Origin of the sequence: Poseidonibacter parvus (assembly GCF_001956695.1) — a bacterium.
Taxonomy (GTDB): Bacteria; Campylobacterota; Campylobacteria; order Campylobacterales; family Arcobacteraceae; genus Poseidonibacter; species Poseidonibacter parvus.
The window spans coordinates 1,938,084-1,951,343 of record NZ_CP019070.1; the positions used below are offsets into that span (position 1 = coordinate 1,938,084).

Below are 13,260 nucleotides of genomic sequence, written 5' to 3' on the forward strand. Positions count from 1 at the left end.
ACTTCATTACATTGTTAAAGATCATCCGTTTATGTGTCGCTTGCGCTCTACTTAAATTGGACGGGAATTATAGAGAATTTTTTATGCTTTGTCAAGAGGTATAACTTAAAATCTGTTTAAATTTTTAGATTTGTTCTTTTTTCGGTTTTTTGATTGGCTTTCACTTACTTTTGCTTGGGTTTTTATAGATTTCTCTAATTATCGAAATTAGTATCATATATATACTCTGAAATTTCTTCTAGTGTAGTTTTATCATATCCTAATTGTGGCATTAGTCCATATTTTTTTATATCTGTACTCATTAATGATGTTTCTTCATTTGGATTTAAAACCCATGTACTCATGTAATCAATAAAATCTTTTTTGTTAGGAAATGCATTCTTGTAATTATTTTGTATTTCTTGTATTCTTGGAGCTGATTTATTTAAGTTATCTGTTTTATGACAAGTAATACAATTGCCATTAAAAAGAAGTGCTTTATATGAGGCATTTATATTTGTAATAAAAAGTATACTTAAGAATATTAATAGTTTCATAAATAAAAGTATACTCCTATATACCTTTATATTATTTAACTACGGACATTCTTGTGTATAAACCTACTGTTGTTGTATACCCTACTTCAGAAAATTCTAAATTCTTTTCTTTATTATATATAAGTGTAGTTGGGAAAACTTTAATATTAAATTTTGATGAATAAAAAGCATTTTCATCATTTACTACATTAAATGTTAAATCATTACTTTTTAAATATTCTTTTATTTCTTCTTCGCTTCCTGATTGAACTGCTATTGTTATTACTTCATAATCTTTTGATAGTTTTTCTATATTTGATGCCTCAAGTTTACATGTTGGACACCATGTCGCCCAAAAATGAATTACTAAAGGTTTATCTGTTTTTATATTGTATTCACTCCCATCTAATAATTTGAAGCTTTTAATATCTAAGTCGTTTTTGTTTAAGTCTTGTGCTCTGTAAAAACTAACTACATTCATAGCTATTGCTAGTGTAATTGTAAATATGATAATTTCTTTTATATATTTTTTTAATTTATCTTTCATTTTTCTCCTTAAGTATGCTTGTATTATTACAAAATAGTATTTAATGATTGTTAAGAAAACTGCAATATTTTATATACATTAGATTGTATACTTTTTATACATGTATATACTTTCTATATACTTTTATATTCGATATACTGAATTATGTTAAAAAAACAAAAAGAAAACTATCTTATATTTACAGACTTAGATGGTACATTACTTGATCACGAAACATATAGCTTCGATGATGCTAAAGAAATGCTAAGCTATCTTAAATTAAATGATATTCCATTAATTATAATTACAAGTAAAACAAAACATGAAATATTAAAACTACGAGAAAAGCTTGAATTAAAACAGCCATTTATTGTTGAAAATGGTGCAGGTATTTTCATTCCCTTTGAAAATGATTTTAAACAGATTAACTTAGGAAAGACATATCTTGAAGTTTTAGACTTTTTTAATATTTATAAAAAAGAGTATGAACTAAAAGGCTTTTTTGATATGAGTATTCAAGAAGTAGCATTATTAACTGATCTTAGTTTAAGTGATGCAAAACTTGCAAAAAAAAGAGATTTTTGTGAACCTTTTATTATAAAAGATGAATCAAGAATTACAGAACTAAAAGATTTAGCTTTAAAAAAAGGTTTTGATATTGTAAAAGGTGGAAGATTTTATCACTTAATTAGTAAAGGACAAGATAAAGCAAAAGCACTTTTAGAACTTCGTAAAATTTACGAAAAAGAAAATAATACAAAATATAAAACAATTGCACTAGGTGATGGAGCAAATGATATTACAATGCTTCAGTGCGCTGATATTTCTGTTTTAATTAAAAAATTTGATAATACATTTATTAATTTTGAAAAAAAAGATTTAATAAAAACAGAAGGAATTGGTCCAAAAGGTTGGAATGAAGCATTAAAAGGAACTTTATGCAAGTAAAAGAAATATTAAAAGATTCATTTTTTGAAGTTCTAAAAAATATAGAACCTAGTAAATTAATTGATAATAAATGTGAATTTAAACAAAATGAAATAATTATAAATAATGAAGTTATTACTTTACCTCAAAACAAAAGAATACATCTTTTTGGTTCTGGAAAAGCAGTTTTAAGTATGGCTAAAACTATTTACAATAAGCTTGATGAAAAAATTGAAAAAGCTTTACTTGTTGGACCTTATGAAAATAGCTTGAATAAAGAAAATCTAACATATTTACAAAGTTCTCACCCTATTCCTACTTTTAAAAGTGTAAAAGCTGGTAAAAGTTTAAAAGAAGAAATAGAAAATCTTGATGAAGATGATTTCTTCATATATTTACTTTCAGGTGGTAATTCTGCTTTAGTTGAATTACCAATTGAAGATATTACACTTGAAGATTTTCAAGAAACAACTGATTTAATGTTAAAAGGTTCAATGCCAATTGTTGCTATGAATTGTATTAGAAAACATTTATCACAAGTAAAAGGTGGAAGACTAGTAACAAATTGCAAAGCTAAAGGTATTGTTTTAGTATTAAGTGATGTTTTATCAAATGATATCGAAGCAATTGGTTCAGCTCCACTATATTTTGATAGTTCTAGTTTTGAAGATGCAATTACATATTTAAAAGAGTATGAATTATTTGAAAAAATTCCTTTAAATGTAAAAGAATATTTACTTAAAGGTCTTAATAAAGAAATAGAAGATACTCCAAAAACTGAAAATATTGGTATTAAGCATTTTTTAATAGCTTCAAATGAAATACTTTTAGAAGATATACAAAAAGAACTTTCTTCTAAACATATTTCATCTGTAATTATGAATAAAAAAATAGAAGAAGATGTTGATATTGTTATTGATGATTTACTAGATTTTATTAAACAAAAACAGCAAGGTTGTTTTATTTTTGGTGGAGAAGCACTAGTTAAAGTAAAAGGTGATGGGAAAGGTGGAAGAAATCAACATCTAGTATTATCATTTTTAAATAAATTCCCTGATAACAAGAAAATTACTCTTTTAAGTGCAGCAAGTGATGGAGTTGATGGCAATTCAAATAGTGCTGGTGCAGTTGTAGATAATTTTAGTATAAAAAACTATAAAAATTTAAATTTAGATATAAAAAAATATTTAGAAGATTTTAATTCAAATGAGTTTTTTAAGAAAACAGGTGACTTAGTGAACACAGGGCCTAGTCATAATAATATGTTAGATGTATTAATACTTCATATAGAAAAATAAAAAGGGAATATAAATGTCAGATTTTTTTCAAAATGGTGTTGTAACAACACTTCAAAACTTAGGTGCTAGAAGCTTAGAAGATATGGAAAATGAACTTATAAAGTTTAGTAGAAGAAGAAGAATGGTTCTTTTATTACCTGCTTTATATTCAGAGTTTCAAACTCCTGCTATGCATACAATTATAGAAGAGCTTAAAGATGTTAAGTATTTATATAAAATTATATTAGGACTTGATCAAGCGACTAAAGAGCAATTTGAAGAAGTAAAAGAGCTTATGAGTCAACTACATTGTAAAGTTGATGTTTTATGGAATGATGGTCCAAGAATTAAAGAACTTTATTCTGAACTTACAAATGAAGGTTTTCCAGGACTTGATACTCCAGGTAAAGGAAGAAATGTATGGACAATGTTAGGTTATGGATTAACAGATAAAGATGCTTATGCTTTTGCACTTCATGATTGTGATATTGTTAATTACTCAAGAGAAATTCCTGCAAGATTGTTTTATCCTATTATTCATCCAGGTTTAGATTTTGAATTTAATAAAGGTTATTATTCAAGAGTTACAAATAAACTTCATGGAAGAGCTACAAGATTACTTTATACACCTTTGATTAATTCATTGAAAAAAGTTCATGGACATAGCAGATATTTAGAATATATGGAAAGTTTTAGATATGCACTTTCTGGAGAGTTTTCATTTATAAGGTCAATGGGAAGGGGTATTGCTATTTCTCCAACTTGGGGACTTGAAGTTTCAACATTAAGTGAAGTTTATAAAAACACCTCAAACAGACGAATTTGTCAAACACAAATCATGGATACTTATGAACATAAACATCAAGAGTTAGGTTCACAAGAGAGTAATGGTGGAATTTATAAAATGGCAAATGATATTGCTAAAACACTTTTTAGAGTAATGGCACAAGAAGGTGTTATCTTTTCTCCTTCTACTTTTAAAACTTTACTTGCAACCTATTTCCAAGAATCAAGATTTGAAATATCAAAATATAATGCACTTAGCAAAGTTAATGGATTAGATTATATAAGAGAAAAAGAAATTAAAGCAGTTGAAGCTTTTCAAGAAGCTATCAAAGAAGCTTCAAATGAATATTATGAAGACCCAATGGGTGTTCCAGCTTTATCTCCATGGATTACAGTAAGATCAGTTTTACCTGATTTTTCTGATAAATTTCATGAATATGTTCAAAAGGATAATCAATGAAAAACCATATCTCAGACCCAAAGCATAATATAAACAAAAGACTACATAAATTATACCCTGAAGAAACAGCTCAAAAAGCAATAGATGGAATAATTGATTTAATTTATAAGTATAAACAAAGAATTAATTCAAAAGAGTATCATTTAAGTCAAAAAGATATCATTTTAATTACTTATGGAGATCAAGTTTCTAGAAATAGTGAACCTGCACTTGACACTTTAAAACAGTTTATGGATAATCATTTAAAAGGAGTTATTAATTCAGTTCATATTTTACCTTTTTACCCTTATTCATCAGATGATGGATTTTCAGTTGTAAACTATACTGCTGTTGATCCTCATATGGGATCATGGAGAGAAGTTGAATCATTGTCAAAGGAATATAGAATAATGGTTGATGGTGTTATTAATCATATTTCTCAGTTTTCAAATTGGTTTAAATCCTTTTTAGCAGGTGATAAATATTTTGAAGATTTCTTTATTGAACTTGATCCTACAACTGATTTAAGTAAAGTTGTACGTCCAAGAGCAACACCTCTTTTGCATGAATATATTGCAGACGATGGAAAAATTCATAATATATGGACAACTTTTAGTAAAGACCAAGTTGACTTAAATTATAAAAGTTATAAGGTTTTAAGAGCTGTTCTTGATGCAATGTTTTACTATGTTGAAAAAGGTGCAACACTAATTCGACTTGATGCGATTGCATTTATTTGGAAAGAGTTAGGAACGGGTTGTGTTCATTTACCTCAAACACATGAATTAATTCAACTTATGAGAGAAGTAATACACGAAGTTGCTCCTGAAGTAATTATAATTACAGAAACAAATGTACCTCATCATGAAAACATTTCTTATTTTGGAAGTGGAGATGATGAGGCTCAAATGGTTTATAACTTTGCACTTCCTCCACTATTACTAAATTCAATGGTTTGCTCAAACACTAAAAAATTAACGACTTGGGCTAAAACATTAGAACTACCTAGTGATAAGGTATGTTTCTTTAACTTTACTGCTAGTCATGATGGTATTGGTCTTCGTCCAGTAAAAGGGATTTTGAGTGATGAAGAAGTAGCTAATATTGAAAAAAGAGTTAAAGACCATGGTGGTTTAGTTTCATATAGATCTGAAGAAGATGGAAGTAAAACTCCTTATGAATTAAATTGTAGTTATATTGATGCTTTAAGTAATCCAGAAGATGAGCAAATATTAAGAATAAAAAGAATGCTGGTAACTCAAGCAACTGTTTTAGCAATGCCTGGGGTTCCTGGGATTTATTTTCATTCATTAGTTGGTTCTCAAAATTATAAAGATGGTGTTAAGCACTCTGGAATAAATAGAACTATAAATAGAGAAAAGTATAATGTTGATTGGCTTGAAAATGAACTTTCAACAATGGGAAGTTTAGGAAAAACTATTTTTGATGCGTATAAAAGAATGATTTCAATTAGAATAAATGAAGATGCTTTTAATCCATTTACTCAATTTAACTTTTTAGAATTAGATGAAAGAGTTTTTGTAATTGATAAATTTAGTGTAGATAAAAAAGAAAGAATACTCTCTCTTAATAATTACTCTAATGAAGAAGTTACTATTACATTACCTAAAGATATAAAATTACCATTATGTGATATTTTAAGTTCAAACTATTGTGATGATAATAGTATGAAAAAAGAATCAACAATTACTCTTGAACCATATCAAGTTATGTGGCTTAAGGGAAAAATATAGCATATTAAATGCAAATTAAAAAAATTAAGGAGAATATATAAAATGAGTCAAATTACAAAGTGTTTATTTCCAGCAGCAGGTTATGGTACAAGATTTTTACCAGCAACAAAGGCAATGCCAAAAGAGATGTTACCAGTACTTACTAAACCATTAATACAATATGGAGTTGAAGAAGCAATGGATGCAGGATGTGATGTAATGTCAATAATCACAGGTCGAGGGAAAAGAGCTATTACAGACCATTTTGATATTTCTTATGAGCTAGAACATCAAATACAAGGAAGTTCAAAAGAAAAAATGCTTAGTGATATTAGAAGTATTATTGAAAAATGTACTTTTACATACACAAGACAAAATGAAATGAAAGGTTTAGGTGATGCTATATATAAAGGTAAAGTTTTAGTAGGAGATTCTAATCCTTTTGCAGTTATTTTAGCTGATGATTTATGTGTAAATCCAAAAGGCGATGGAGTTCTTAAACAAATGGTTAAACTTTATGAAAAATATAAATGTTGTATCGTAGCTTGTATGGAAGTACCAAAAGAAGAAGTTCATAAATATGGTGTGATTGAAGGAAAACCTATGGAAAATGGTGTTCATATTATTTCAAATATGATAGAAAAACCAGATAATGACAAAGCTCCATCAAATCTTGCAGTAATTGGAAGATATATTTTAACTCCAGAAATTTTTGAAATTATCAAAAACACAAAACCTGGGAAAAATGGAGAATTACAAATTACTGATGCACTTTGTACTCAAGCAAAAAACCAAATGGTATTAGCTTATAAATTTGAAGGAAAAAGATTTGATTGTGGTTCAATCGATGGTTTTGTAGAAGCTACTAATTATTTTTATGAATTAGAAAATAAAAAATAAGATTTTTTAAAAGCAAGCTTTAGATAAAATAATAAATATATAAACAATTAAATGAAAATAAGGACAAAATTTGATAAGCAATCTTGCAGGGAAAGAAGCACCAAAAGAAATACTTGAAGACATTGAAGAATTAATTGAATGTTACTATGAACATAAACCAGATGTAAATATTCAAAATCAAAAAGTTTCTTTTGGAACATCAGGTCATAGAGGTACTTCATTAAAAACTAGTTTTAATGAAAATCATATATTTGCAATTACACAAGCTTTATGTGAATACAGAAAAAGTGTAGGAATTAATGGTGTTATGCATATTGGAATTGATACACATGCTTTATCTAGACCTGCTCAAATATCTGCATTACAAGTTTTCTTAGGAAATGAAGTAAAATGTAAGATTGCAAATGAAGATGCCTTCACTCCAACACCTGTAATGTCTTTTACAATTATTGAAGCAAATAAAAACTCTGATGTTTTAAATGATGGTGTTGTAATAACTCCATCTCATAATCCTCCAAGTGATGGTGGATTTAAATATAATACTCCAAATGGCGGACCTGCTGATAGTGATGTTACTTCTATTATTGAAAAAAGAGCAAATGAAATACTAAAAAATGGTCTAAATGAAGTAAAAGCATTAGCACAAGATAAAATTAGTAAGTCAGATTTTTTAGATATTGATGATTTTATTACTCCTTATGTTGAATCCTTAGATAGTATTATTGATATGACTGCTATTAAAAATGCTAATCTTAAAATCGGTGTTGATCCTCTTGGTGGTTCAGGACTTGATGTCTATAAAAGGATAAATGAAGTTTATGGATTAAACCTTGATATTGTAAATGAAAAAATTGACCCTACTTTTTCATTTATGACATGTGACCATGATGGAAAAATTAGAATGGATTGTTCTTCTCCTTATGCTATGGCATCTCTTATAAAACTAGCAGATAAATATGATATTGCATTTGCAAATGATCCTGATTTTGATAGACATGGAATTGTCACTAAAAGTGTTGGACTTATGAATCCTAATCACTATTTAACTGTTGCAATTTGGTATTTATTTTCAAATAGAAAAGAATGGAAAAATGACTTAGGAGTTGGAAAAACTTTAGTTTCTAGTTCTATGATTGATAAGGTTGTAAACTCTATTGATAAAAAGCTTTACGAAGTACCTGTTGGTTTTAAATGGTTTGTAGAAGGACTTTTTGATGGAAGTTTAGCCTTTGGTGGAGAAGAAAGTGCTGGAGCATCTTTTCTTAGAATTGATGGAAGCGTTTGGTCTACTGATAAAGATGGAATAATTTTAAATCTTTTAGCTGCTGAAATTACTGCAAAATTAGAAAAAGATCCAGGTGTTATTTATCAAGAGTTTGAAAAACAGTTTGGAAAAGCTTATTATAAAAGAGTAGATGCTCCTGCAAGTTTTGAGCAAAAAGCAAAGTTAAAAAGCTTAAGTGTTAAAGATATTACATCAAAAACTTTAGCAAATGAAGAAATTGAAAATATCTATACAAATGCAAGTGGAAATAATGCAAGCATTGGTGGATTAAAAGTTACAACTGCAAGTGGTTGGTTTGCAGCACGACCATCTGGAACTGAAGATATTTATAAAATATATGCTGAAAGTTTTAAAAGTGAAGATCACCTAGAGCTGCTAATCAAAGAAGCACAAGATTTAGTTATAAAAAGTATATAAGAGTAAAACTCTTTATACTTTTTTTTCAACAATATCACTAAAGTTTTTTAATACTGTATTACTAATATCACAAGATCTTAAATCTTTAATTGTTTCTTTTTGATTTAAAATATACTCTTTCATAATTTCTTTATCAAATTCAGGATGAAATTGTACTCCCCAAATATTACTCTCAAATCTTACGGCTTGTGTATTATCTTTTGAGTTTTTAGCTAATATTTTTGCCTTTGCAGGTAATTTTATAACTGTTTGATAATGTGTTTCAAAAGCATCAAACTTTTTAGGAAAGTTTTTTAGTAAAGGGTCTTTATTCTTAAAAGAAAGATTTTTTATTTTTACAATACCTATTTCTTTTCCCTTTTTATTAAAACCACTCTTTCCACCTAATGCTTTTGCAATTAATTGATGTCCATAACAAATTCCTAAAAGAGGAATATTTGTTTTAGAAATTTTCTTAATATACTTTTCTAATAAAAGACTCCAAGGAAGTTCATCTGTAACCATTTCATGTGAACCACTTATTATAAAACCTTTTGCACTATTTATATTTGGCAATTTATCTTTAGATAAAATATCAATAATCTTAATTCTAGTTTTGGTTTTCTTTAAAAACTTTAATATCCACGTATCGAAATCTTTTAATTTTTCTTTTGTTAAAAGAAAGGTTTCTCCTACTTTTAAAATATATAAATATTTGATAATAAACTCCTAAACTTAATAATACAATTATATATAAACATAATATTTTTATACAAAATATCTTGTATGCTTTTTAATCAAATATCTTTAATATACAATTTCATAGATAATGATATAATCAAATCCACATTAAAATAAAGCATCTAAAGGCACGAAATGAGAAACTATAATGGATAAAGATATAAGTTACATGATAATGGCTTCATTATCAAATATTTGGCATATTGTGCCTATTATTATTGCTATTGTATTATTCAAAAAATATATGAATATGAGAAATAGAAAAAACATAATACTTAAAAATGAAGAACATGAAAAAAATGGTTTTACTTTACAAAGTAGAGCAATAAAAAAATATAAAGATTTAGGCTATGAGGTTACAATATTAAAAGATGAAGATAAAAAATTAGGTCTAGATTTATTATGTATAAAAAATAAAAAATCAATTATTGTTCAATGTAAAAATTCTTTTGAATTAAAATCAATTATAGATGAAGATATAAAAACTTTTTGTAATAATGCAAAAAAATATAGCAAAGAAAATAATATAGAAAAAAGTGATGTTGAGTTTAGATATATAATACCATATAGTGATGTACTAAATAAAACTGCTATAAAAATATTAAGTGATGATTACTATAATTGTAAATATGTTATTTTGTAGGATTATAAAAAAGTAATGGCTCCGGCACCTGGATTCGAACCAGGGACCAAATGATTAACAGTCATCTACTCTACCACTGAGCTATGCCGGAATTTGTATAAGTTTTAGTCTAAATTTAAAAAGATGGCTCCGGCACCTGGATTCGAACCAGGGACCAAATGATTAACAGTCATCTACTCTACCACTGAGCTATGCCGGAATCTAATAAATTTAATTTGTATGTTTCATCAAAAAGGTTAATGGCTCCGGCACCTGGATTCGAACCAGGGACCAAATGATTAACAGTCATCTACTCTACCACTGAGCTATGCCGGAATATATATTCCTCTTTAATGGGGTGGAATTATAGTAAAAAAGTTATAGTTTGTCAAGAGATTTTTGATTTTTTTGTTAAATTTAATAGAAGAAAGAAAAATTACTATTTTTTACTAGTAGAATAGGAATATCTATCCTATTCTATTCGAGTTATTTTTTTGAAACTCTTTTACATTCAGATACAAAATGTATCGCATTTTCAACAGGAACATCTGGTAAGATACCATGTCCTAAGTTAAATATATGTCCCTCACCTTGCATAGTTTCTTGTATTACTTCAACACATTTTGTAGTCTCTTCTTTTGAGTAAAGTCTACATGGTTCCATATTTCCTTGAAGTACATACTTCTCACCTAGTTTTGCTTTTGCCATTGCCATTGGTGTTCCCCAATCAACTCCAAATACATCAAAGTTTCCATATACTCCACCCATATTAATAAATGCAGATACACCTTTAGGGAACATAATAATTGGAATATTAGGATATTTAGCTTTAATATAATCAGCAATTTCTACCATATATTTCCATGAGAATTCATCATATTTACCTGGTTCAATAGCAGCAGCCCATGAATCAAAAATTTGAACTACATCAGCACCTGCTTCAATTTGTTTAATCATATAAAACTTAACAACTTCAGTTACTTTTCTTAAAATCTTGTGTAATAGTTCAGGATTAGAATACATCATTTTTTTACAAAGATTGTATGTTTTAGTTCCTTGTCCTTCAATCATATAAGTAGCAAGTGTCCAAGGTGCTCCAGTAAATCCTATAAGCGCTTTATCTTCAGGAAGTTGTTGTTTTAATAGTTTGATTGTTTCATAAACATAAGTTAATTTATCAGCAGCTTCTTCACCACCTAAAAGAGCATCAATATCAGCTTCATTTTTAATTGGATCTTTGAAGATTGGACCTTCACCTTTTATAAACTCTAAATGCATTCCCATTTCATTTGGAATTACTAATATATCTGAGAATAAAATAGCAGCATCAACACCTACAATATCTAAAGGTTGAATAGTTACTTCAGCAGCTTTTTCTGGATTATGACAAAGGTTTAAAAAGTTTCCAGCTTCTGCTCTAACTTTCATATATTCTGGTAAATATCTACCAGCTTGTCTCATCATCCATACCGGAGTGTAAGGAGTTTCTTTTCTTAAACATGCATCTACAAAAATCTTTGACATTTTATACCCTTAATATTAATCTATTATTTTTTATACTCTTTTTGTCCAACTTTACCTAAAAAGTAAAGTCCAATTGCAAGAACCATAATTGATACTGCAAAATACAACATTTCTAAGGCAGAAGTATATTTCATATGTAATACTCTTTGGAAAAATCCAACTACAAGTACCATAATAATTACTTTTGCTATTTTATCTTTTAATTGGTCAAGTGAAGAAATAGCAAGAATATTATTGCCTGTTTCTTTATTTTCAGCAGCTTCTATTTTTGATATAAAAAGTTCATAAATACCAAATGCAAAAATCAGCATTACAATTGCGATTAGGTATAAATCTACTGCTCCAATTATTTTACTTACTATTACTTCATGAAAATCTTTTGGATGTAATCCATTTGCATAAACATTAAATGTGTACATTAAGACTTCATAAATATCAACTGATGCAACAATAAAAAGAACTATTGCACCAATAAGACCAAATACAACTGCTAGAAGAATAAATAATCTAGTCTTCCACATTGCACTTTCAAAAAGTCTTTCTAACATTAAATATCATTCTCCATTTCAATCCATTTTAATGCAATTCTTACAGAATTAGTAGCAGCTCCAACTCTTACTTGATCTGCAACATTAAAATAGTGAACAATATTTGGTGCATAAACATCTTTTCTAATTCTACCTACATAAGTAATATCTGTATCAGTTGAAACAATAGGCATTGGATATGCATTGTTTTCTAAATCATCAATAACTTCAACATTTTCAAAGTTTTCTAAGCAATCTCTTACTTCAGCTACATTTACTTCTACATTATCTTCAAATGTAACAGTAATAGACTCTGAGTGAGATCTTAAAACAGGAACTCTAACACAAGTTGCTGCTACTTGAATCTGTTTTTTTAGAATCTTTTGAGTTTCATTTACCATTTTCATTTCTTCTTTAGTAAATCCATTCTCTTGTGCAACATCAATTTGAGGAATAACATTTAAAGCAATTTGATGAGCAAAAGCTTCTTTTTTTGCTTCACCTAAATTAAATGCAAAGAACGCTTGCATTTGTTTTACAAGTTCTTCCATACCAGCTTTTCCAGCACCAGAAACTGCTTGATAAGTTGATACATCAACTCTTTTAATTCCGTATAATTCATCTAATGGTTTTAAAGATAATACCATTTGAATTGTTGAACAATTTGGATTTGCAATAATTCCAGTTTCTCTCCATAAAGTAATATCTTCAGGATTAACTTCAGGAACTACTAAAGGAACATTTGGATCCATTCTAAAATGACTTGTATTATCAATTACAACAGCTCCTGCTTCAACAGCATATTTTGCAAATTTCTCAGAAATTGAACCACCCGCAGAAAAAAATGCAATATCAACTTCATTTTCTTCAAATACAGTATCAGTTAATTCTAATACTGTATATTCTTTTTCTTTATATTCAATTTTACTACCTGCACTATTTGCACTTGCTAATGGCACGATATTTGCAACAGGGAAGTCATATGCTTCCATTACTCTAAAAAGTTCTTCTCCAACAGCACCAGTTGCACCAACTACTGCTACATTAAATTTTCTCATCTAC

At 27.9% G+C, this 13,260-nt stretch carries 13 protein-coding genes and 3 tRNA genes; 7 read left to right on the forward strand and 9 right to left on the reverse strand.

The window, feature by feature from the left end; all coding sequences use genetic code 11:
- Positions 1 to 194: 194 nt before the first annotated feature.
- Positions 195 to 536, reverse strand: coding sequence for a cytochrome C (locus tag LPB137_RS09705; protein WP_172802479.1), 342 nt, complete (start codon positions 534 to 536; stop codon positions 195 to 197).
- A gap of 31 nt (positions 537 to 567) precedes the next feature.
- The gene (locus LPB137_RS09710) at positions 568 to 1,062 is read right to left on the reverse strand and encodes a redoxin domain-containing protein (RefSeq protein ID WP_076087502.1); all 495 of its coding nucleotides are present in this window, start codon (positions 1,060 to 1,062) and stop codon (positions 568 to 570) included.
- Between the two features lie 144 nt (positions 1,063 to 1,206).
- On the opposite strand from LPB137_RS09710, the gene LPB137_RS09715 reads away from it, so the two are divergent.
- The 6 genes from LPB137_RS09715 to pgm all read left to right on the forward strand — a co-directional run bounded on the left by LPB137_RS09715 (position 1,207) and on the right by pgm (position 8,805).
- The gene (locus LPB137_RS09715) at positions 1,207 to 1,989 is read left to right on the forward strand and encodes an HAD-IIB family hydrolase (RefSeq protein WP_076087504.1); all 783 of its coding nucleotides are present in this window, start codon (positions 1,207 to 1,209) and stop codon (positions 1,987 to 1,989) included.
- Positions 1,980 to 3,266, forward strand: a complete 1,287-nt coding sequence (locus LPB137_RS09720) for a glycerate kinase type-2 family protein (protein WP_076087506.1) — start codon at positions 1,980 to 1,982, stop codon at positions 3,264 to 3,266. Before LPB137_RS09715 ends, LPB137_RS09720 begins: the two co-directional genes overlap by 10 nt.
- A 13-nt stretch (positions 3,267 to 3,279) precedes the next feature.
- The gene (locus LPB137_RS09725) at positions 3,280 to 4,491 is read left to right on the forward strand and encodes a glycosyl transferase (protein WP_076087508.1); all 1,212 of its coding nucleotides are present in this window, start codon (positions 3,280 to 3,282) and stop codon (positions 4,489 to 4,491) included.
- The gene (locus LPB137_RS09730; RefSeq protein WP_076087510.1) at positions 4,488 to 6,224 is read left to right on the forward strand and encodes a sugar phosphorylase; all 1,737 of its coding nucleotides are present in this window, start codon (positions 4,488 to 4,490) and stop codon (positions 6,222 to 6,224) included. Before LPB137_RS09725 ends, LPB137_RS09730 begins: the two co-directional genes overlap by 4 nt.
- A 42-nt stretch (positions 6,225 to 6,266) precedes the next feature.
- The gene (galU, locus tag LPB137_RS09735; protein ID WP_076087512.1) at positions 6,267 to 7,103 is read left to right on the forward strand and encodes a UTP--glucose-1-phosphate uridylyltransferase GalU; all 837 of its coding nucleotides are present in this window, start codon (positions 6,267 to 6,269) and stop codon (positions 7,101 to 7,103) included.
- Between the two features lie 70 nt (positions 7,104 to 7,173).
- Positions 7,174 to 8,805 carry a phosphoglucomutase (alpha-D-glucose-1,6-bisphosphate-dependent) gene (gene pgm, locus LPB137_RS09740; RefSeq protein WP_076087514.1) on the forward strand — a complete coding sequence of 544 codons (1,632 nt, stop codon included), beginning with the start codon at positions 7,174 to 7,176 and terminating at the stop codon, positions 8,803 to 8,805.
- A 12-nt stretch (positions 8,806 to 8,817) separates the two neighbouring features.
- Here pgm and LPB137_RS09745 read toward each other — a convergent pair whose 3' ends face one another.
- Positions 8,818 to 9,507, reverse strand: coding sequence for a glutamine amidotransferase (locus tag LPB137_RS09745; RefSeq protein ID WP_083657229.1), 690 nt, complete (start codon positions 9,505 to 9,507; stop codon positions 8,818 to 8,820).
- 166 nt (positions 9,508 to 9,673) lie between these two features.
- Here LPB137_RS09745 and LPB137_RS09750 point away from each other — a divergent pair, with 166 nt between their 5' ends.
- A complete protein-coding gene (locus LPB137_RS09750; protein ID WP_076087518.1) occupies positions 9,674 to 10,168 on the forward strand; it encodes a hypothetical protein in 495 nt (164 codons plus the stop codon).
- 16 nt (positions 10,169 to 10,184) lie between these two features.
- Here the strand turns inward: LPB137_RS09750 and LPB137_RS09755 are convergent.
- The 6 genes from LPB137_RS09755 to LPB137_RS09780 form a co-directional block, all read right to left on the reverse strand.
- Positions 10,185 to 10,259 (reverse strand) — tRNA-Asn (locus LPB137_RS09755).
- A 33-nt stretch (positions 10,260 to 10,292) separates the two neighbouring features.
- Positions 10,293 to 10,367: transfer RNA gene (locus tag LPB137_RS09760), tRNA-Asn, on the reverse strand.
- A 41-nt stretch (positions 10,368 to 10,408) separates the two neighbouring features.
- Positions 10,409 to 10,483 (reverse strand) — tRNA-Asn (locus LPB137_RS09765).
- A 150-nt stretch (positions 10,484 to 10,633) separates the two neighbouring features.
- Positions 10,634 to 11,671 (reverse strand): uroporphyrinogen decarboxylase, encoded by a 1,038-nt coding sequence (hemE, locus tag LPB137_RS09770; RefSeq protein ID WP_076087520.1) that lies wholly within the window; start codon positions 11,669 to 11,671, stop codon positions 10,634 to 10,636.
- A gap of 23 nt (positions 11,672 to 11,694) precedes the next feature.
- Positions 11,695 to 12,219: a YqhA family protein gene (locus LPB137_RS09775; protein WP_076087522.1), complete on the reverse strand. Its 525-nt coding sequence runs from the start codon at positions 12,217 to 12,219 to the stop codon at positions 11,695 to 11,697.
- A complete protein-coding gene (locus LPB137_RS09780) occupies positions 12,219 to 13,256 on the reverse strand; it encodes an aspartate-semialdehyde dehydrogenase (protein ID WP_076087524.1) in 1,038 nt (345 codons plus the stop codon). The genes LPB137_RS09775 and LPB137_RS09780 overlap by 1 nt, the downstream gene beginning before the upstream one ends.
- Positions 13,257 to 13,260 lie beyond the last annotated feature (4 nt).

Bases quoted from the DNA above. Each gene is read 5' to 3' on its own strand.
- LPB137_RS09705 (WP_172802479.1), bottom strand. From the start codon at position 536: ATGAAACTATTAATATTCTTAAGTATACTTTTTATTACAAATATAAAT.
- LPB137_RS09710 (WP_076087502.1), bottom strand. From the start codon at position 1,062: ATGAAAGATAAATTAAAAAAATATATAAAAGAAATTATCATATTTACA.
- LPB137_RS09715 (WP_076087504.1), top strand. From the start codon at position 1,207: ATGTTAAAAAAACAAAAAGAAAACTATCTTATATTTACAGACTTAGAT.
- LPB137_RS09720 (WP_076087506.1), top strand. From the start codon at position 1,980: ATGCAAGTAAAAGAAATATTAAAAGATTCATTTTTTGAAGTTCTAAAA.
- LPB137_RS09725 (WP_076087508.1), top strand. From the start codon at position 3,280: ATGTCAGATTTTTTTCAAAATGGTGTTGTAACAACACTTCAAAACTTA.
- LPB137_RS09730 (WP_076087510.1), top strand. From the start codon at position 4,488: ATGAAAAACCATATCTCAGACCCAAAGCATAATATAAACAAAAGACTA.
- galU (WP_076087512.1), top strand. From the start codon at position 6,267: ATGAGTCAAATTACAAAGTGTTTATTTCCAGCAGCAGGTTATGGTACA.
- LPB137_RS09750 (WP_076087518.1), top strand. From the start codon at position 9,674: ATGGATAAAGATATAAGTTACATGATAATGGCTTCATTATCAAATATT.
- hemE (WP_076087520.1), bottom strand. From the start codon at position 11,671: ATGTCAAAGATTTTTGTAGATGCATGTTTAAGAAAAGAAACTCCTTAC.
- LPB137_RS09775 (WP_076087522.1), bottom strand. From the start codon at position 12,219: ATGTTAGAAAGACTTTTTGAAAGTGCAATGTGGAAGACTAGATTATTT.
- LPB137_RS09780 (WP_076087524.1), bottom strand. From the start codon at position 13,256: ATGAGAAAATTTAATGTAGCAGTAGTTGGTGCAACTGGTGCTGTTGGA.